The following is a 21537-nucleotide window of genomic DNA, read 5'->3' on the forward strand; positions in this document are numbered from 1 at the left end:
AATTAAATTGTTCAAAATCGTGGCTCATAGATATCGTAACCGTCGTCAGCGCTATGATCTTAGAATGAAGCTATTCGCCGGTGTTGTTAATTTTGAGCTTAACCTATGACTTTTGCAAGAGGTCTATAGAACATCACCATTCAACTTTACATCAGCTTTGATTTTTTGTAAAACTGGTCCGCCATAAACTTTAAAGTTATTTTTAGCACCTAGATTGACACTCAATAGACCAGTAAAGTTATCAGTGCTGACATCAGCAGTAGTAGAATTAATACTGCCATCAGTGTTAGTTGACGTCAGTATGTTGTCCCCTTCGAAACGAACCGCAGCACCAAAAGGCTGATCATAGAATACGCCAACACTAAATTTATCATTGATGTCAGTCTTAACGCCGTAACCATAGCCTTCATACTCTTCTGCAAAGTCACTAATATTCTTACCATCAACCCCTACACCCGTAACATCAGGGCTGATATGATAGGCACTTGCATAAGCTATAGTGCCACTTGAAGAAAAGTCTTCACTAGGCTGGCCAGAGCGATCTAAGCCAGAAGCACTTGCCATAGAAGCTAGTGATGATGTGGCTAACGCGCAAGTTAGCTGTGATAATGTGAAATATTTTGACATTGTACATCCTCCATGATGAATAACAGTAGCAACTCCTATAGCTGCTTACCAAGCTGACGTCATCCAATTGACTTAATCAGCAAACAAAATTTATAACTTTACTTAGTCAGCGCTAACGATTGAGATAAACCGTATAAACACTGATTACTTATTACGCTTTGCAACCTCTAACTACTAACCTATTAATTTATATTAAGCATTCACGTTCAATAGCGCTTACTACTACAATTGCTGCTGCTGCTGACTGGCTTTGGTGCGCAGTTCATGTCGTAGGATTTTACCAACTGTTGACTTAGGTAACTCATCTATAAACTCAATATAACTAGGACGCTTATAGCCCGTCAAGTCCTCTTTACAGAAATCTTTAATCTCCTGCTCGGTAAGACTTTGATCAGATTTAACGACATAAGCTTTAACTGATTGTCCTTGTAGTTCATTATCCACTCCTACTACTGAACACTCAGCAACTTTTGGGTGCATCTCAATAACGTTTTCGACCTCATTGGGAAATACATTAAAGCCACTGACGATAAGCATGTCTTTTTTGCGATCATATATCTGGATATAACCCTTGTCGTTCATTGAAGCCACATCACCAGTCTTTAAATAACCATCTTCAGTAAAGAAGCTACTGTTATCCATTTTATGATAACTAGTGACAATATTATCCCCTTTGATGCACATCTCACCCACTTCATCCAGTCCTAGTGTATTACCATCATCATCACGAATAGTGATATCGATGCCCGGAAGTGGTAAACCAATATTGCCGTTATATTCAGTATTGATGAGCGGATTGGCAGTACCTACTCCCAAACCCTCTGACATACCCCAGCCTTCAATAATCGGTAAACCAGTAGTTTCTTGCCAGTTCTTGGCGGTAGCTGGCGTTGCTGCCATGCCTCCGGCTAGTGATAGCTGTAACTGTGAAAAATCAAGGCTCTTGAATTTAGGGTTGGCCAATAGCGCTTGATATAAAGTATTCACTGCAGGAAAAATATGAAAAGGACGCTTGCCTAATATTTTTACAAAGGCATCAATGTCACGAGGGTTAGTGACTAGTGTCAGGTGTTGACCTACACGTATTCCAAGCAACATCAAGATAAAAGCGTAAATGTGATACAGCGGTAATGCAATAATAGTATTAGTTTGCCCAGTTTGAGGAGCTTTCTTATAAATAGGTTGAAACCATTCCTCAAATTGAGCCGTGGCGACTACCACATTATAATGAGTCACTAACATGCCTTTAGCCACACCAGTAGTTCCACCAGTGTATTGCAGAATAGCTAGATCATCAGGACTAATCACTGGTCGAGAATAAAGTAAAGGTTTGCCAAGCTTCACTACAGACTTAAAGTCGATTACTTTATAGTTGCTATTGGAGACAAGGTTATGGCTAGGAACTGCCTTTTTTAGATGCTTAGCAGCCAAATTGACTACCATACCTTTTGCCGTACCTAGCATATCGCCAATGCTACTAATAACCACGTTATCGATATCAGTATCGTCAATAATTTTCTCTAAGGTATAGCAAAATGGCTCTAGTATAAAAATAGCTCTAGCATCGGAATTAATCAGTTGATGCTTTAGCTCTCGCCCCGTATATAAAGGGTTGATAGTAGTAAGCACCATACCAGCACGAATTATGCCAGCTACTATAGGATAATATTGATTGACATTGGGCATCATAATGCCAATCGTTGAACCTTGTGCTAGCCCCAAGCTCTGAATCCAAGCGGCAATACTCTGTGATACTTGATCAACTTCCTCATAGGAGTAAGTTACTCCCATGTTAGTACTAAACTCATTTTGAGCATATTTAGCAAAAGTATAATCAAAGAAGTTGAGTAATGTCTTGTGCTCACAAGCCACTTTCGCTCGTACACCCTCAGGGTAACTCTCTGTCCAAAATTTATCCAAAACCCTATCTCCTCAATCAACCACAATTCTAATTAGTAGTAACACCGCTATTATCTGTGCATAAATAAGCCTTCAAATAGCGGTGTGTGCTCTAAACTGTATCAGGAACTTTTTTGCGCAGCTCATTACGTAGAATTTTACCTACTGACGACTTAGGTAGCTCATCACAGAACTCTATATGGCGCGGACGCTTGTAGCCAGTTAGGTTTTCTTTGCAATGTTCTATAAGCTCATCTTCAGTTAAGCTATCATCAGATTTGACCACAAACACTTTAATGGCCTGACCACGCTTAGAACAATCGAGGCCAACTACCCCGCATTCAGATACTTTAGGATGCATGCCAACCACCCCTTCTACTTCATTAGGGAACACGTTGAAACCACTAACGATAAGCATGTCTTTTTTGCGGTCATATAAGGTGACATAGCCATCTTCAGTAATCGCTCCAATATCACCAGTCTTCAGGTAGCCATCATGGGTAAAGTAAGATGAGCTGTCCATGTTGTTATAGCCTTTAGTGACGTTATCACCTTTTAGACATATCTCACCGATTTCACCAATTGGCAATTCATTCTCATCATCATCACGGATAGTCATATCAACACCAGGAAGCGGCATACCAATCTTACCGGTAAAATCAGCTTTGGCGACGATCGGATTTAGAGTACCAACGGCGACTGTTTCAGTCATCCCCCAGCCTTGCACTAATGCAGTGCCAGTCATGTCAATCCACTTTTGTGAGGTCGCTGGTGTGGCAGCCATACCGCCCGATAAAGAGATAATCAAGTTAGAAAAGTCTAGTTTTTCGATATCAGGATGCTGAATCAATGCTTGGAATAAAGTATTGACAGCAGGTAGGATATGGAAAGGTCTAGATGCTAAGGTTTTGACAAAGCCGTCTATATCACGAGGATTAGTAATCAAGGTGAAATGGTGGCCAGCACGAATCCCTAACATCACTACCATAAATGCGAAGAAATGATATAAAGGTAAGGCAATTATGGTATTAACTACAGTAGTGTCTGGTATTTTATTATAAGTAGGTGATAGCCAAGCATCGAACTGCATAGTACCTGATGCAACGTTACGGTGACTCAATAGCACCCCTTTAGCTACCCCAGTAGTACCACCCGTATATTGTACAAATGCTAGGTCATCTATGTTTTGTACCGGCTTAGAGTATGGTAGAGATTTACCATCAGACATCACTGTCTTAAAATCAGTAACTGCATATTTATTATTAGACTTAAGAGTGTGGGTCGGCACTGCTTTTTTGACGTGTTTAGCCATTAAATTGACTAGTGTGCCTTTAGCTGAGCCAAGCATATCGCCGATTTTGCTTACCACAACCGTTTTAAGATGGCTATCATCGACTATTTTTTCTAAGGTACTGCAGAATGGTTCTAGAATGAACAGAATAGAGGCTTCAGTATCTTCAAGCTGATGCTTAAGCTCACGAGCGCTATACATAGGGTTGATTGAGGTGACAACATAACCGGCACGTAAAATAGCGATAGCGATCGGTATATATTGATTGACGTTAGGCATCATCACTGCCACTTTGTCGTCTTTTTTTAGCCCTTGGCTTTGTAACCAAGCACTAATATTACGAGCAATAGCATCGATTTGGGCGTAGGTATAAGTAACGTCCATATTAGTGCTAAACTCTCGGTCTGCATAAAGTGCAAACATCTCATCAAATAAATGAGTTAGCGAAGAATATTGGTTACTATCGACATCCTTTAACACCCCTTCTGGATACTTATCAGTCCAAAACTTTTCCATTTCTAGCTCTCCTTAGCGTTACGATGAATTTAGGTGCTTTAGTTAAAAGAGGTGGATTCAGTCATTCAATCCGTTGAAATACGCACCTCTAGTCAAACCTTAAAACTCAAACCACCTATAAAATTTTCTTAGTAAAACCTGTACTAAAAATATTGTTCTTAGTCCAAATAAGCACTTACTAAGCTATTACTGTAAAGACGATTAATAACTAGTCGGTTTCTATTATTACCTTATTAGTTATTAACCTATCTGTTCTTAACCTATCTATTATCAGCCTATTAGTTGCCAACCCGATGTTGCTTGATGCTCATCTTGATGGGCAAACAATGGGTGTGCTTTGGCTTCTTGCAAGCTCAATACTGGCGTCACACAAACATCGGCCGATTCAAAAGCTTGCTGCCAATAAGCAAGGGGCTGGCTGGCAAAAGTTGCAGTAACTGTTTTTGCCGCCTCTTTGCTGTCTGGCATATTAGGCATGACCCCTAATTGCCAATGCTTCGCTTTTAGCTCCGGCAACTGCAATACCTCACACAAGCCTTGCCAAAACTTAAGCTCTAACGAGCCTACCGCCATATAGCGATCATCGGCAGTTTTGTACAGACGATAGCAAGGCAACAGCCCCCCTAAAAAGTCATACTGCGGCGGCGGATTCTGCCCTGAGAAGCTCTTCACTAGCGCGCCTGTTGCCTTCGGCATGATCATATGGTTATACAAACTATGAGTCATACTCACGGCCACATGGCGCCCTTGGCCGGTGCGCTGGGCACTAAATACTGCAGCTAGTAAGGCGATCACTGCAGTATCACTACCACCCGCTAAATCAGCGAACTGTACATTAGGCATAGCTTGCTCGCCTTTAGCCGTTCTTAACTGATCAAGTACCCCGCTCATCGCCATAAAGTTGATATCGTGGCCAGCTTTATCAGCCCACTGATGCTTAACTTGTTGTTCAGCATCATGACCAGCGCCTAATCCATAACCAGTGATCGATACTATGACTAGCTTAGGATTGATAGCATGCAAGGTTTTGGCATCTAAACCCATCCCAGTTAATACCCCTGGACGGAAACTGTCTAGCATCACATCAGCATCTTTAATATGCGCTTTGATTGCCTCGATACCTTTAGGGTCACGGAAGTCATACTTCTCGATAGTCTTACCGTGGTTTAAAGCTTCAAACAAGCCTCCTAAAGCGCGAGCAGGATCGCCACTTTCTGGCTCAATCTTGACAATCTCTGCGCCTAAGTCAGCCAGTAGACGGGTGGCAAAAGGTCCAGGTAGGTTACGAGTCAAATCAACGACTCGTAATCCTTGTAGACAATCCGCCATTTGACTAATAGCTGATGGTGTCGTTGATAACCCTGTATTAGGCATCTACAAACTCCTCACCTTTTGCAGCCATATCTACCAAAATCTGAGCCGGCTCGAAGCGTTCGCCATACTGTTTAGCAAGCTCGCGACTACGCGCTACAAATTTATCTGCGCCCATAGCATTGACGAACTGTAGGGTGCCACCATGTTGTGGTGCAAAGCCCCAGCCAAAGATGGAACCAACGTTGGTATCGGCAACAGAGCGTACTACGCCTTCTTCAAAACATTTGGCTGATTCGTTAACTTGAATAAACATCAAGCGATCTACTAAGTCTTGCTGTGATGGTTGCTCAGCACTAGTTGGGAACAAGTTAGTTAGCTCAGGCCACAAGTGTCTTTCACCATTCTCTGGATACTCATAGAAGCCTTTACCAAAGCGCTTGCCTTCACGACCATGCTCTTCACCAACCACTTTTATGACATTATAAGAAGGATGAATGGTAACTTCTTTGCCTTCAGCTTCCATATCACGATTGTTTTGCTCAGTGATATGACGGACTAGACTCAAAGTCACTTCGTCTTGTAGTGCTAATGGCGGCATAGGCATTCCTGACTTCATACCGGCAACTTCGATACTGCGCGGATGAATGCCTTCAGCTAACATAGCGATACCCTCTGACACGTAAGTTGCAAACACCCGTGAGGTATAGAAGCCACGGCTGTCGTTAACAACGATAGGAGTTTTGCCAATTTGCAACACATAATCAAAAGCTTTGGCTAAAGTTTCATCATCAGTCTCTTCACCCATGATAATTTCAACCAATGGCATCTTGTCTACAGGCGAGAAGAAATGTAGGCCAATAAACTGCTTTGGACGGGCGCTAACTTTAGCAAGACCAGTAATAGGCAAAGTAGAAGTATTAGAAGCATAGACGGCGCTAGTAGGGATTACTGCTTCACTTTGACGAGTACAGTTGGCCTTAATATCACGATCTTCAAACACTGCTTCAATAACCAGATCACAGCCTTCTAAATCATCATAAGAAGTCGTAGTCTTAATCTTATCTAACAATGCCTGCTTTTTGTCTGGCGTTGAGCGCCCACGACTTATCGCTTTATCAAGCAAATTAGTAGAGTATGCTTTACCTTTATCTGCTGACTCGATATCTCTATCTAATAACACCACATCGATGCCAACTTTGGCTGACACATAAGCAATACCAGCACCCATCATGCCGGCACCAAGCACTGCAACTTTTTTAACTTTAGTTCTCTCAAAGCCATCAGGGCGTGACTGACCTTTTTTGATGCTATTAAGTTGGGTCCAAAGAGTGTTAATCATATTATTAGCTTCAGGCGATAGTACACACGCCGCAAAGTAACGAGATTCAATCTCTAAACCAGTATCGATATCGACCATACAGCCTTCATAAACACAAGACATAATGTGCTTGAGAGCAGGATAGTTACCTTGCGATTTCTGATTAGCCATAGCTGGGGCAATAGAGAATACTTGCACAACTTTAGGATGCTTACTATCGCCACCAGGGATTTTAAAACCTTTTACATCCCATGGCTGCTGAGCTTTAGTATTGGCTTTGATCCACTCTTTGGCTTGCTGTTGCATGTCGGCTTGATCAGTAGCAGTGGCATCGATAAGACCGATGTCTTTTGCCGCATTAGGACGCAGCTCTGAACCTTGAGTCATTAGCTCAAGCGCTTTTTGAATGCCGACCAATCTTGGTAGACGTTGAGTACCACCGCCACCTGGTAGCAGACCTAATTTAACTTCTGGTAGACCAAGCTTAGTTTTAGGTGAGTCAATAGCAATACGATAATGACAAGCCAAGGCAATCTCAAGACCACCGCCTAGTGCAGTTCCTGTCATAGCAGCAACTACTGGCTTGCCAGACAACTCAAGCTTACGCAGGCTACCTTTGAGGTCTTCAACCAGTTCAAATGCTTGCTCGGCAGTTTTGATATTGCCTAACGAATCGATATCAGCGCCGACAATGAAAGTGTCTTTAGCTGAAGTAAGGATAAGCCCTTTAGCAGACTCGTCATTAATGAAACTGTCGGCCAAAGTAGCAAAAGACTCAGTAAATCCATCACCTATTACGTTCATTTTGCGATCGCTTTGATCGACCATTACGGTAACGATTCCGTCATTATCACGCTCAGCGGTAAAGTTTACCAAGGCATTAATATCATTTACGCTATCTGTAGTCATCCTATGTCCCTTTTTATAGTTCTTAGATTATTAAATCAAATGGTTATGAAGCCGAAACTGACTCGATACTGGTTTAGCGTACTGGCTTATCAATACTAAGATAAATAGTCGATTCACAACGATGCAAATATCGAAGATCTAAGCTTAAACTATTGGCAATTTATTAAGCCAGCTACGCTTAACGAAATAGTCGCTATATAACCGAGCAACTAAACTCGTTCGATGATAGTGGCGATACCCATACCTGCACCAACGCATAGAGTTACCATCGCCGTCTTAAGATCACGGCGTTCTAACTCATCAAGTACAGTAGTCATCAATATCGCACCAGTCGCTCCAAGAGGATGACCCATAGCGATAGCACCGCCATTAACGTTGACGATATCTAACGACACCCCAAAGTCTCTAGCTGTTTTCATCGGTACGGCAGCAAAGGCTTCGTTAATTTCCCAAAGATCGATATCTGAAGCTTTCATACCTGCTTTATCTAAGGCTTTTTGACATGCAGGAGTTGGACCAGTCAACATAATCATCGGCTCAGAGCCAATGACAGCAGCCATAGTAATTTTCGCTCGTGGCTTTAAGCCTGCTTTTTTACCAGCAGCAGCACTGCCTATTAAGCACAGCGATGCGCCATCAACAATACCTGAAGAGTTACCAGCATGATGGACGTGATTAACTTTTTCGATAGTGGTGTATTTGCCTAATATAGTATTGTCAAAGCCCATTTTTCCAGGCATAACGAATGAGGGATTCAACCCAGCAAGGGTTTCAACATTCGTATTAGGACGGATAGTCTCATCCTTATCTAATAGCAACATGCCATTGAGATCCTTGACCGGAACTACTGACTTATCGTAGTAACCTTGCTCCCAAGCGTTAGCAGCGCGGCGATGTGACTCAGTAGCGAACTCATCGACGTCTGTACGACTAAAGCCTTCTAGGGTTGCTGAAGTATCAGCGCCTACTCCTTGTGGTACAAATCCGGTCACATCATTAACTCGCGGATCCATATACCAAGCACCGCCATCAGAACCCATAGGTATACGGCTCATAGACTCAACGCCACCTGCTACTACCATGTCTTCCATGCCTGACATGACCTTAGCGGCTGCTAAGTTAATAGACTCTAGACCTGAGGCGCAATATCTTGAAAGAGTGACACCGGCTACGGTTTGAGCCCAGCCTGCATCAAGAACCGCAACCCTAGCGATGTCTGAGCCTTGTTCGCCAACTGGAGTAACACAACCTAGGACTACATCATCTACTAGACTAGTATCAAGGTTGTGACGTTGTTGCATCTCTTTTAATAAGGTACGCACCAGCCAAATGGGTGTCGCTTGATAAAGAGAGCCATCTTTTTTCCCTTTGCCACGTGGGGTACGGATGGAGTCATAGATATAAGCTGTCTCAGTCATAAAAATCCCTTTTTACATTTATTTTGTCGTAAAGTAATCAGTAGTAAAGTGGTTGGTAGCTAAGTCATTAGTAGCAGTGTTATTGGCAGTCAATCATTGAGGAGAACTTATCGCCCCTCAACGATCAACGACTAATAATCTAAAGATCAATTGGTGCTTATTTAATGACCACAAGCTTGCTTACATAAAGCGTGATGCAAGCTCTTTCATGATTTCATTAGTACCACCATAGACTTTTTGTACTCGAGCATCAGCATGTAGACGGGCAATTGGATACTCCGTCATATAGCCATAACCACCGAATAGCTGCACACACTCATCTAATACTTCACATTGCTTTTCAGTTACCCAATACTTAATCAATGATGCGTGCGGTACTGACAACTTACCTTCTAATAACGCATCAATAGCGGCATCACACATGCTGCGCGAAGCTAAGTAATCGGCATAACATTCAGCCATTTTAAAGCGGGTGTTTTGGAATTTCCAAATTGGCTTACCGAAAGCTTCACGTTCTTTAACGTAATCAAGGGTCAAATCGATACCCAACTTCATAGCACCAACACCCGTCAAAGCAATAATCAGACGTTCACGTGGTAACTCTTGCATAAGCTGAATAAAGCCCATACCTTCTACGCCGCCTAAAACGTTCTTTTGCGGTACACGCATATCATTAAAGAACAGCTCAGAAGTATCTTGCGATGCTAGACCGCTCTTTTTAAGCTTTTGACCGCGCTGAAAGCCAGGATTACCCTCAGTTTCAACTACGATTAGTGAGACGCCTTGTGCGCCTTTTTCACGATCTGTCTTACAGGCGATAACTACAAGGTTGCAATGCTGACCATTGGTAATAAATATTTTTGAACCGTTGATGATGTAATCGTCACCATCTTTTACCGCATAAGTCTTAATGCTCTGTAGATCTGAACCAGTACCAGGTTCAGTCATAGCGATAGCAGAGATATATTCACCAGAAGCCATCTTAGGCAACCATGATTTTCTCTGCTCTTCGGTACCATGATTTAAGATATAAGGAGCAATAATCCCTGAATGAACTAAACCACCAAACCCAGCTTGGTTAGCTTCAGCTTGCGCATAGATAAGAGCCGCTTCGTGACCGAAATCACCACCGCCGCCGCCGTACTCTTCTGGCATAGAAGCACATAAGAAACCATTGGCACCAGCTTCTTCCCATGCAGCACGATCTATCATACCGTTAGCACGCCATTCTTCATCTTTATGATCCCAAGATTTAAACATCTTAAGCGCACTGTCATGTACCATTTGATGCTCTTCGGTCATCCAGTTTGGGGTGAAATGTTCAATACTCATATCGTCTATCCTTGATCGGGTTGAATTAGTTAGGCTAAATGAACGGGTTTAAATCAACAATACTTAGTTTAGAGGCTTGTGCTTACGTTGAATAATAGTGAGTAGTCGTTACGTTATTATCAACTCAATATATAATGGTAATCTCAATTACCCTTAAGATATTTAGCTATAAACCATGTTATCGCTCGTTCCTATAACCTATATATTAGGAAAATAAATACCAATACGCAATCATTTAGTTTATAATAGTAATTTAAATTACCTTAAATAATTATTATCAAATTCTCATAGAGTCTACTTATTAAAAAACTATTGTTCAATATATAATTCACTAATCTTATTATCAGACGCCCTATTACCCATAAAGCGCCTATTTATAAATACTATCCATTATCCTATCGATGCTAAAATAAATAATCAGGCTAACCCTATCGATAATCCAAATAACGACGCTATGAGCAATGACACGATTAGCAAAGTGAGTAATATTATGAGTCAACCAATAAACAGCAAAGTCGATAGCAAAGCAAAGCTTGCCGCTGATGACAGTAACGATAGTAGTGAGCCGCTAGCCCCTCTATCTTCAATGCGACCGGCCACTTTAGATAAGATTGAAAAAGCAGTTCGATATCTGTTCGCCGGTTATGATGCGCAAGATGTCACTATGATTCAGATCGCTAATACGGCTAATGTATCGCTGCAAACGCTGTATAAGTACTTCGGTGACAAACAAACTGTGCTTTATACTATTATGGATAGAGTGTTGGCACGGCTGGCTACGCGGATGATGGATCACCTACAAGGGATTGATAGTGTTAAAGAGCGCTTAAGAAAAACTTTGTGGGTAAGTTTAGATTTTGTCGATAATCATCCTGATGCCGTTATGGTGCTGTCTGCGGTATCAGTCTCACGTTTTCGCCATATTGCTATTTATGAGAATAAAGAACTTATCAATGCGTTTTTGAGTGTGTTAGCAGATGGGCAGCGACGCGGTGTCCTTAATGACAAAGTACCGCTATACGTGCTGTTTGATGTGTTTATGGGCTTTATTAGTCGTCTAGGACTGATGCATATCATTCGCCAAACCAACAAGCCTATCAGTGCAGATTTTGATGCTTTGTTCGAGATGCTCTGGCGCTCCATGTCTAAACCTGAAGCTATTGAGGATTAACGTAGCCATCCATTATAGTAGTCGCTAATCATTACAGCCGTTACTCAAAGCTCAATAGTGCTATGCTTATTTAAGCTGTAGTGCTCTAGCCTACTATCATTCAATAATATAAAAATCGTACTTAAAACGGATAAGCGTACTGAGCTATATCGCTTAAAAATCCACCTTACCGCGCAAGGCTTTAGTCTTACCGCGTTGGGTTTTGTTATCTACCCGTTTGCGCTTGGCATTCCTACTAGGCTTAGTCGCTCTACGGGTCTTATTGACGTGAGTGGCTTTTTTGATAAAACTCTGTAAGCGCTCAAAAGCGTCAGCCTTATTCTTCTCTTGCGTGCGAAACTGCTGGGCCTTGATGATGAATACCCCATCCTTAGTAATGCGCCCATCTTTACTGTCTAATAGACGTTGCTGGTTAAGCTCGCTAAGGCTTGAAGCTTTTATATCAAAACGCAGATGGATGGCCGAGGATACTTTGTTAACGTTTTGGCCACCTGCGCCTTGCGAGCGTATGGCAGTAATCTCAACCTCATTATCATCCAGGCTAATAGTCGGACTTATAAAAATCATAATTTACTTATAAAGTAGTTAATAGGAATAGTTAATTGGGGGTAGACGCTAGTCTAGCAAGGCTAATTAGCGCTTTGTAGTAACTGACGGCAACGCTGCACTACTGGTGCATCTACCATATTGCCATCTATTTTAAACACTGCCTGACCACTGCGCTCGAATTCGGCTATTACCTTTTTGGCAAAATCAAGCTGCTGCTCTGTAGGTTGCAAGGCTTGTTGGACAATCGCCACTTGCTTAGGATGGATACAGAGCATACCTGACATCCCCATCTGCGACCACAACGTCACTCTATCTTTTAGCCCTGCCTCATCCTTAAAGTCTGCATAAATACTATCAATAGGAGCAGATAGCTGATTAGCTCTGGAGCTAACTAGTAGCTGATAGCGCAGCTGATTGGCGACGATATCGGCAGCTGCAGTACCTACTTGTACTCGTAAATCATTACACAAGTCCAAAAATCCATAGCTAAAGGCTACTAAGCCTAGGGCTTTAGCCATAGCATCTACTTGATACAAGCCGACAGCGGTCTCTATTAACGCTACAACCGCCAAGTCAGTGTGTTGATATAAATGCTCAATATCAGCGGCTTGCTCAGCCTTAGCCAGTATTATTCCAGCGAGATTAGGGAGTCGCTGGCATAACGCTACGTCATTGGCAAACTCGCTACTAGTCGCTTGATTGATTCGCAGCCAAAGCGGTTGATAGGCAGCGCTGTTATAGTAGTCTTCTATTGCCAAGCGTGCTTGCGCCTTGTCCACTAGAGCTACGGCATCTTCTAAATCGATGATGACGGCATCAGCCCCACTCGCAAAGGCTTTTGCTACTCGGTCTATCCTAGTAGCTGGGACAAATAACCAGCTTTTGGTATTAGCAACCTTAATAATAGTGGCGCTCACTTTAGCGTTGATAGCTGATTTCATAGTTAAAGTCCTTATAATAGTTGATACATTATAGGATAGATTTTATATTGAGATAATAATCAATCTAGCTTATGCTTTTAGCTGACTTAAGTGGCTTAACTTGATGGATATACTTTATTAATAACAACAGGAATATAAATAACATGTTTGCAAATATCGACTATTATGCTGGCGACCCTATTTTAGGACTTATGGATAAGTTCGTGGCTGACCCTAATCCCAATAAAGTAAATTTAGGTATAGGCATCTACTATGATGAGAACGGTCAATTACCGGTACTTGATTGTGTAAAAACTGCTGAACAACGCATTGCCAACCCAATCGCTCCTAGACCTTATTTACCGATGGCCGGCCTACCTGGGCATCGGCAAGCTTGTCAAGATTTACTCTTTGGCAAAGACGCTCAAATATTGCAACAAGGGCGTGTAGCTACTATCGCCACCCTTGGCGGATCTGGTGCTTTAAAGGTAGGCGCCGAGTTCCTCCATGAGTGGTTTCCACAGTCTAAGTGTTATGTCAGCGATCCGACGTGGAGCAACCACATTGCTATCTTTGAAGGCTGTGATATCGAAGTAGGCAGTTATCCTTATTATGACAAAGCCAGTAGTAGTATCAAATTCGATGAGATGATCGATTTTGTGAAAAAGCTTAAGAAGCAAGACGTGCTATTACTGCATCCGTGCTGTCATAACCCCACCGGAATGGACTTGACCCAACAGCAATGGGACACGCTGCTAGAAGTCATTAAGCAACATGAGCTTATTCCCTTCATGGACATTGCTTATCAAGGCTTTGGCGAGGATATGGACAGCGATGCTTATGCCATTCGTAAAGCTGTCGATATGGGCTTGCCAGTATTCGTCAGTAACTCATATTCTAAGAACTTATCACTATATGGTGAGCGAGTTGGGGGTTTATCAATAGTTTGTCCTACTGCCGATGAAGCTGAGCGCGTATTTGGACAGCTGAACTTTGTGGTACGTCGCATCTACACTAGCCCGCCAGCACATGGTGGTCATGTGGTCGACATCGTTATGAATGATGATAAGTTATATCAGCAATGGGTCAACGAAGTCTATAGTATGCGTGACCGTATTAAGGCTATGCGCCTCAAACTTAAGTCAATACTAGAAACTGAGCTTGCTGATTTTGATTATAATTTTGATTATATTACTCGTCAAAATGGAATGTTTAGCTTTACTGGCTTAACCACCGAGCAAGTCGAGCGCTTACAGAGCGAGTTCGGTGTTTACTTAGTCTCTAACTCACGCATGTGCATGGCCGGTCTCAATGTTAACAACGTTGATTATGTCGCTCAAGCGATGGCAACTGTGCTAAAAGGGTGATTATCTGCATAGAGTATTAGCACTTTTGATGACTTAAGTCGGTTATCAACTCGCCAAATGCTACTGATAAAAATAACTCAGTTTATGTTATTTTTATCAGTCATACCCATTGCTAGCTTTTGAAAAAAAAACTGGTTACACTCAAGTAATAAGCCTGCCACACTCACGACAAGGAAGTCGCTATGAACCTCAATACTGCTCGCCCCCTCATTAGTCATGCCAACCTTAAAACCTTTACTAAAAGCGTGCTTGCCCTTAGTTTATCTGTCGCTGGTATTGCTCATGCTAGCGAGTACAGCAGTGTCACATTCTTTGGTGATAGCCTAACTGATGGCGGTTATTTTAGCCCAATTATTCCCGGTGGTGCTCAATTCACTACTAACCCTGATAATACTTGGGCAACCTCTTTTGCTGAGCAGCTCGGCACAACCTCAGTAGCTAATAAATTCAGTAAGCCTCAAACTGGTAATAACTATGCTATCGGTGGTGCAAGAGCCGGTAAAGAAGTTACTAATGATGCTTTTGGATTTGATATTCCTGTGGCTTCGGCTAGTACCCAAGTTAACAATTATCTGACTAATAATAAGGTCGATCCTAACGGACTGTATGTCGTTTGGGCTGGAGCGAATGACTTACTGGCGGCTTCTAAAGATCCGGCTAATGCTCAAACTATCGTTGGTACAGCCGTAGGCAGTCAGATTGCCACAGTTAAAGCCCTAAAAGATAAGGGCGCAAACTACATCTTAGTGCCTAATATTCCGGATATAGGCCTCACCCCTGATGCGATTAAGGGTGGAGCGGTGGTACAAGGCCAAAGCACTTTTATCAGCAATCAGTATAACCAAGCCATGCTCAATGGCGTAGCAGCTACAGGCGCTAACATCATACCGCTAGATATGTTTAGTCTACTGCAACAAGTTGCTGCTAAGCCTACAGCTTATGGCTTTACCAATATGACTGAAAAAGCTTGTAGCAAGAATGTAGTTGTAGATAGCTCATTACTCTGTGGTCCTAATAATTTAGTGACACCAGATGCTAATGAAACTTACTTTTTTGCTGATGGTATCCACCCTACTGGCCGTGCCCATCAACTGATAGCTGACTATGCCAATGCCGTAGTCACAGCGCCAAGTCAAATTGGCGTGCTGCCCCATATCGCGACCAAAGTAGGCCTTGCGACCAATGAGCGCTTACAATCTCACGTCAATCAAATTCAGAACAGTGAGCAAAGAGTAGCGCGCAGCATATGGGCCACAGGCGAAATTGAACAGCAGGATATTGCTGGGTTTGAGAGTGATGGTAATGGGCAATTATTAGTAGGGGTAGACTTTGCCCATGCTAACTCACCAAATGCGGTAACCGGTCTCTACGGCAATATCACTCGCAAGGACTTTGATAACTCAAATGTCTCTTCAGGTCTTAGCGATATCGGTATTGATGAGCTTGGTTTTGGCATTTATCATACTAATACTCTCGAGCAATTGGGGGGTATACAGATCAATGGTGCTATCGGCTTTGGCTCTATGGATATTGATGTCACCCGCACAGTCAATCTAGGCGGTAATAAACAAAACTTTAACTCAGATGCTGACGGCAAGCGCCTTTACGCTAGCTTGCAAGCGGGCTATCCGCTGCAAGTAAACAATACCAGCTTCACACCCTATCTTGGTGCTACGGTAAATCGGGTTAAAATAGATGCCTTAAAAGAGCAAGAAATGTCCGGTATTGCCATGCAGTTCAATGAGCAAAAATATACTACGACTTATGGTAAGCTTGGGGTAAAAGCCCAGCACAGCTTAGCTGAAAACCTCAATATCTTCGGTGATCTACATTATCAAAAGCGTCTAAGTGATGATCGTGACGACGTTTCAGCACGCTTAAATACTATTCAAAGCATTAGCTTTAATACTCCTACTATCGACACTGACGATGATAACTTTGGTATGACCTTGGGCTTGTCTCGTAACTTTGGTATGCTTAATGCCAATGCTGGTATCACTCATTTAAAAGGTGATAATGACGATTCAACTAGTGTGTTTGTCGGGCTTAGCGGCGCATTTTAACTGACAAATTCAACAGAGACTAACTAACAGAACCTATCTTTATAAACAGCAACACCCGCTAAACCTTTTTATGGTCTAGCGGGTGTTTTTAATAGGGCATAGCGTAAAAAAATATTAATTAAGTACAAAAAAGATCCATTAAATAATTAAACAGCTAAGCCAACATACCACCATCGACAATAACACAAGCGCCCGTAGTATAACTCGATGCATCGGAAACTAAGTACAAGACGGTACCTGCCATTTCATCAGGATCGGCGACGCGACCTAATGGGATCGCTCTGAGCGCCATATTGAGTACTTTGTCATTGCCTGTTAACGCTGAGGCAAATTTAGTGTCAGTAAGCCCTGGTAATAAAGCATTGACCCGAATATTTAGTGGGCCGCATTCTTTGGCAAAAGCCTTAGTCATGCTAATAACTGCCGCTTTAGTAATAGAATATATCCCTTGCTTATCGCCTGCGACTATACCGTTGACTGAGGCAGTATTTAGAATAACGCCGCCGCCCTGCTCACGCATCATTTTGCCAGCTGCTGTCGACATAAAGAAATAGCCCCGAATATTCACTTCGACCGTCTTATCAAAAGCCGCTTGGTCAGTATCTAAGATATGACCATAATAAGGATTAGCGGCGGCATTATTGACTAAGATATCGATTTGACCAAACTCGCTTTTTATATGCGCAAAAGTAGCGTCAATCTGTGCCATCTCGCCGACATGACAAGCAAACGCACTAGCCTTACCGCCATCAGCAACGATGCTATCAGCAACCGCTTGGCAAGCGTCGATCTTTCGGCTAGAGACGATAACATGAGCTCCTCTAGAGGCTAACAAGCGCGCTATAGACTCACCGATGCCGCGACTAGCACCAGTCACTAAAGCAATCCTACCACTTAGATCAAATAAATCCTTCATTATTATTCCTTAGGTTATTAATAGTGCAGCAGTTCATTGCAAAACGGTTAATTGCCGATCTTAAGCCAACATGCCGCCATCTAAGGTAAAGGCATGACCATTCATAAAGCTACTCTCATCACTAGCTAGCCAAGCGATGGCTCCTGATACTTCATCAACCGTACCTAAACGGCGCAGCGGACTGGCTTTGATAGTTGCTTGTTGGGCGCGCTCATCCATATTAGCCATAGTATGGCGTACCATCGGCGTATCGATAAAGCTTGGACAGACCGCATTAAAGCGGATATTGACTCGTGCATACTCATGAGCGGCCGACTTAGTCAGGCCCATCACCCCGTGTTTGGCAGCGCTATATGCTGATAGCAATGGCGCTGAACGTAAGCCCGCTATAGAAGCTACATTAATAACATGACCGCCGCCATTCGGAGCCATACAAGCGATAGCAGCACGCATACAATGCCAAACGCCTTTTAAATTAACCGCAATATTGCGATCGAAATCATCATCGGTTAACTCATGCATAGGCGCTGGCTGATGATCAATACCGGCATTATTGATGACTACATCGAGGCCGCCAAGCTGTTGCATAGCAAAAGCAAATAAGGCGCGCACCTCATCAGCGCTAGTGACGTCTACCTTTTTAAAGACCATGCTATCGCCAGCTTGTTGGGCTTGCTCAGCAACAGCGGCTCCTAATGCTTCAGCCCTATCACCAATCACTACTTTAGCGCCACGACTGGCCAATAATAGGGCACTAGCAGCACCGATACCAGAGGCACCGCCAGTGATTAAGATCCTTTTTCCTGCAACATTTGAGGCGGTCATATTCGCTAATGTGCTAGTTTCAATTACATTGGTTGTCATAGCTTATTCCCCTACCTTTAGAACTAGTTTGCCAAAATTCTTACCGTTAAAGAGCATCATTAAGGTATCAGGAAAAGTCTCGATACCTTCGACGATATGATCTTTGACTGTAATCTCACCAGAGTTTATCCAACCGGCGATATCTTTCATAGCTGTTGGATACTCTTTAACATTATCAAAGACTACAATGCCTTCCATGCGCGCACGATTGACTAATAAGGATAGATAGTTCGAAGGACCTTTGACTGCAGTGGTGTTATTGTACTGGCTAATAGCGCCGCAAATAACTATACGAGCATGTAGATTAATCTGGCTAAGCACGTCGTCCAAAATATCGCCGCCAACGTTGTCATAGAATACATCGACGCCATTGGGACAAGCTTGCTTTAGAGCTTTTTTGACATTATCGTTCTTGTAGTCGATAGCCTCATCGAAGCCTAATTCATCTACCAAAAATTTGCATTTTTCGCTACCGCCAGCGATACCTACCACACGGCAACCTTTGATCTTAGCAATTTGCCCGACTACGCTACCTACAGCGCCTGCTGCACCAGAAACTACTACCGTCTCGCCAGCTTTAGGCATAGCGGTTTTTAGTAAGCCAAAGTAGCCAGTCATTCCTGGCATACCTAACACTCCTAAATAGTAGGGCAAAGGTGCTAAATTGGCATCTACTTTATAGAGACCTGTACCATCGCTGACCGCATAGGACTGTACCCCATCATGACCACAGACATAATCACCTACAGCAAACTTAGCATGCTTGCTCTCTAGCACTTGGCCTACAGTACCAGCGCGCATAACGTCGCCAATTTGTACCGGTTCGATATAAGACTTAGCATCGTTTAACCAACCCCGCATCGCTGGATCTAAAGAGATATACTCAATCTTGATTAGTAGCTGACCGTCGCTAATAGCCGGTACTTCTGTTTCGCTATACTGCCAAGTATCAGCAGTCGGCTCACCAATAGGTCGGGCTTTTAGTCGCCATTGCTTATTCATCATTGTCATTATTTAGTCCCTTAAATTTATTGTGAGTAAAGTAAGCCTGTTAAAACATCTGCTGCAAAGTAGGGCATAAAGTTATACTTTTAAAATAATACTTTTTAAAACAATAACCTCTAAAGCTGTGCTATCAAGAACCATAAGGTTTAAAAAACGTTGCCTAAAACCATGCTGCTTGCATATCGGTACAAACCGCGTTGTCGTTAATTAGAAGTTCGATATCACGTTTTATGGTAGGTAACTCCCAATCGATAAAATATTTAGCCGCTTGGATTTTGCCTTGATAGAAATTGCGCTGGTCAGCGTTATCATAGCTACCGTCTTTTGCATTAGCAGCTGGCATGGCTTGTAACAATTGCTCAGCTTTACTGGCCTGACGTATCCAAATCCAACTGACTACTATAGTGGCAAAGATATTCATCAATGCTTGGGCATTACCAGTCAAAGTAATGGCTTTTTCAGTCGCTAGTATCTTGCTTAAATGCACTAAAACTTGATGCAAGTCACTCATATAAGGCGTGAGCTTAGCAGCCAGCTTGCCACTCTCAGCAGTAGTAATAGCCAGTAGATCGTTAGTAATTTCACGCTTTAAAATCTGAATGCCTAAGCCATTATTTTGCCAGAGCTTACGGAACGACAAGTCTAAGGCTTGCACGCCATTAGTACCTTCATGAATAGGATTAAGACGATTATCTCGCCAAAACTGCTCCGCATAGTATTCCCGAGTGTAGCCTGCCCCGCCTAATACTTGGATGCCTAGATCATTAGCTTTAGGGCCATATTCTGAAGGCCAAGCCTTGAGCACTGGGGTGAGCAAATCTAACAGCTCGGCCAGCTCAGCTTTTAGGGTTGCATCCTCGCAAGTATTGATACGGTCGATTAGGTTTGAGCCATACAGACACAATGAGATACCCCCTTCGCTATAAGCTTTTTGCGCTAGTAGCATACGTTTGACATCGCCATGATTGATAATAGCAGTGGCATCGTGTTCGGGTTTATTATTAGGAGCAATGCGCCCTTGAGTCCTGTCTTTAGTATAAGCTAGTGAGTACTGATAACCACGATAGCCAATCATTGCCGCACCAAACCCGACAGCGATACGCGCCTCATTCATCATCTTAAACATATAGCGTAGACCGAAGTGCGGCTCTCCTATTAAGTAGCCATAACACTCGCCTTGATCGCCGAAGCTGAGCGATGTAGAAGTAGTGCCACGATAGCCAAGCTTATGCAATAGACCAGTCAAGTGCACATCATTACGCACTCCGAGCGACCCGTCTTCTGCTACTCTAAATTTCGGCACTGCAAATAGCGAGATGCCTTTGACTCCGCTTGGTCCGCCGGGTATCTTGGCCAATACTAGATGAACGATATTATCCGACAACTCATGATCGCCACCGGAGATATAGATCTTACTGCCTTTAATACGATAGGAGCCATCCTGCTGAGCAACAGCGGTAGTGGTAATATCAGCCAGTGATGAGCCTGCATGTGGCTCCGTTAACGCCATCGTTCCGGTAAACTCACCTGTGAGCATGCGTGGCATAAAGGCTGCTTTGATCTCATCGCTGGCAAAATGCGACAGCACATTAATCGCTGCGGTAGTCAAAAACGGATAAGCGGTAGTCGAAGGATTAGCAGCCATAAAGTAACCAGCCACCGCCGTCATCACTGTCTCAGGCAATTGCATACCGCCCTCTGCAAAGCTATAGCGCCCAGCGATAAATCCTGACTCTCGAAAGGCATCAAAAGCCACTTTTACCTCATCGATCATACTGACTCGCGTGCCATCAAACTGTGGCTCATTCTGATCGGCTTTACGGTTGTGCGGTAAGAATAAATCGGTGGCTATCTTTTTGGCGGTATCTAAGACCGCATCAAAAGTCTCACGGTTATGCTCGGCAAACTTTGCACTAGCGCAAAGGTTTTGAGTGTCCAAGACATCATACAATTGGAACGGCAGTTCAAAATCATTAATAAGGGTATCTGTAGCCATAATACTTTCTCTCTATAAAGGCTAAAAAGTGCTACTAAAATAAGTCGTTAGCTAATAGTAGT

At 43.0% G+C, this 21537-nt stretch carries 16 protein-coding genes; 3 read left to right on the forward strand and 13 right to left on the reverse strand.

Annotated features, from left to right (window positions below; all coding sequences use genetic code 11):
• Nucleotides 1-123: 123 nt before the first annotated feature.
• From JMY09_RS12495 to JMY09_RS12525, 7 genes are all read right to left on the reverse strand, one after another.
• On the reverse strand, nt 124-627 hold the full coding sequence (locus JMY09_RS12495) for a hypothetical protein (RefSeq protein ID WP_201624028.1): 504 nt from the start codon (nt 625-627) through the stop codon (nt 124-126).
• A gap of 222 nt (nt 628-849) precedes the next feature.
• The gene (locus JMY09_RS12500; protein ID WP_201624030.1) at nt 850-2547 is read right to left on the reverse strand and encodes an AMP-binding protein; all 1698 of its coding nucleotides are present in this window, start codon (nt 2545-2547) and stop codon (nt 850-852) included.
• A gap of 91 nt (nt 2548-2638) precedes the next feature.
• Nucleotides 2639-4333: an AMP-binding protein gene (locus JMY09_RS12505; RefSeq protein WP_201624032.1), complete on the reverse strand. Its 1695-nt coding sequence runs from the start codon at nt 4331-4333 to the stop codon at nt 2639-2641.
• Nucleotides 4334-4603: 270 nt separating this feature from the next.
• A complete protein-coding gene (locus JMY09_RS12510) occupies nt 4604-5707 on the reverse strand; it encodes a CaiB/BaiF CoA transferase family protein (protein WP_201624033.1) in 1104 nt (367 codons plus the stop codon).
• Nucleotides 5700-7874: a 3-hydroxyacyl-CoA dehydrogenase NAD-binding domain-containing protein gene (locus JMY09_RS12515; RefSeq protein WP_201624035.1), complete on the reverse strand. Its 2175-nt coding sequence runs from the start codon at nt 7872-7874 to the stop codon at nt 5700-5702. The genes JMY09_RS12510 and JMY09_RS12515 overlap by 8 nt, the downstream gene beginning before the upstream one ends.
• A gap of 209 nt (nt 7875-8083) precedes the next feature.
• On the reverse strand, nt 8084-9292 hold the full coding sequence (locus JMY09_RS12520; RefSeq protein WP_201624037.1) for an acetyl-CoA C-acetyltransferase: 1209 nt from the start codon (nt 9290-9292) through the stop codon (nt 8084-8086).
• A 180-nt stretch (nt 9293-9472) separates the two neighbouring features.
• The gene (locus JMY09_RS12525; protein WP_201624039.1) at nt 9473-10624 is read right to left on the reverse strand and encodes an acyl-CoA dehydrogenase family protein; all 1152 of its coding nucleotides are present in this window, start codon (nt 10622-10624) and stop codon (nt 9473-9475) included.
• A gap of 490 nt (nt 10625-11114) precedes the next feature.
• Here JMY09_RS12525 and JMY09_RS12530 point away from each other — a divergent pair, with 490 nt between their 5' ends.
• Nucleotides 11115-11795, forward strand: a complete 681-nt coding sequence (locus JMY09_RS12530) for a TetR/AcrR family transcriptional regulator (protein WP_201624041.1) — start codon at nt 11115-11117, stop codon at nt 11793-11795.
• Between the two features lie 153 nt (nt 11796-11948).
• Here JMY09_RS12530 and arfB read toward each other — a convergent pair whose 3' ends face one another.
• Both arfB and JMY09_RS12540 read right to left on the reverse strand, forming a co-directional pair.
• Entirely contained in the window at nt 11949-12362 is a 414-nt protein-coding gene (gene arfB, locus JMY09_RS12535; protein ID WP_201624043.1) for an alternative ribosome rescue aminoacyl-tRNA hydrolase ArfB, read from the reverse strand.
• A gap of 62 nt (nt 12363-12424) precedes the next feature.
• On the reverse strand, nt 12425-13285 hold the full coding sequence (locus JMY09_RS12540) for an HpcH/HpaI aldolase/citrate lyase family protein (RefSeq protein ID WP_227677316.1): 861 nt from the start codon (nt 13283-13285) through the stop codon (nt 12425-12427).
• Between the two features lie 143 nt (nt 13286-13428).
• Here JMY09_RS12540 and JMY09_RS12545 point away from each other — a divergent pair, with 143 nt between their 5' ends.
• Nucleotides 13429-14631 (forward strand): amino acid aminotransferase, encoded by a 1203-nt coding sequence (locus JMY09_RS12545; protein ID WP_201624044.1) that lies wholly within the window; start codon nt 13429-13431, stop codon nt 14629-14631.
• A 182-nt stretch (nt 14632-14813) separates the two neighbouring features.
• On the forward strand, nt 14814-16694 hold the full coding sequence (locus JMY09_RS12550) for an autotransporter domain-containing protein (RefSeq protein WP_201624046.1): 1881 nt from the start codon (nt 14814-14816) through the stop codon (nt 16692-16694).
• Between the two features lie 154 nt (nt 16695-16848).
• Here JMY09_RS12550 and JMY09_RS12555 read toward each other — a convergent pair whose 3' ends face one another.
• The 4 genes from JMY09_RS12555 to JMY09_RS12570 all read right to left on the reverse strand — a co-directional run bounded on the left by JMY09_RS12555 (nt 16849) and on the right by JMY09_RS12570 (nt 21475).
• Complete coding sequence (locus JMY09_RS12555; RefSeq protein ID WP_201624047.1) at nt 16849-17610, reverse strand: SDR family oxidoreductase; 762 nt, start codon at nt 17608-17610, stop codon at nt 16849-16851.
• A 60-nt stretch (nt 17611-17670) separates the two neighbouring features.
• A complete protein-coding gene (locus tag JMY09_RS12560; protein WP_201624049.1) occupies nt 17671-18474 on the reverse strand; it encodes an SDR family NAD(P)-dependent oxidoreductase in 804 nt (267 codons plus the stop codon).
• Between the two features lie 3 nt (nt 18475-18477).
• Nucleotides 18478-19485: an NADP-dependent oxidoreductase gene (locus tag JMY09_RS12565; protein WP_201624050.1), complete on the reverse strand. Its 1008-nt coding sequence runs from the start codon at nt 19483-19485 to the stop codon at nt 18478-18480.
• Nucleotides 19486-19639: 154 nt separating this feature from the next.
• Nucleotides 19640-21475, reverse strand: coding sequence for an acyl-CoA dehydrogenase (locus tag JMY09_RS12570; protein WP_201624052.1), 1836 nt, complete (start codon nt 21473-21475; stop codon nt 19640-19642).
• Nucleotides 21476-21537: the final 62 nt, after the last annotated feature.

The organism is Psychrobacter urativorans, assembly GCF_904846695.1.
GTDB classification, from domain to species: domain Bacteria; phylum Pseudomonadota; class Gammaproteobacteria; order Pseudomonadales; family Moraxellaceae; genus Psychrobacter; species Psychrobacter urativorans.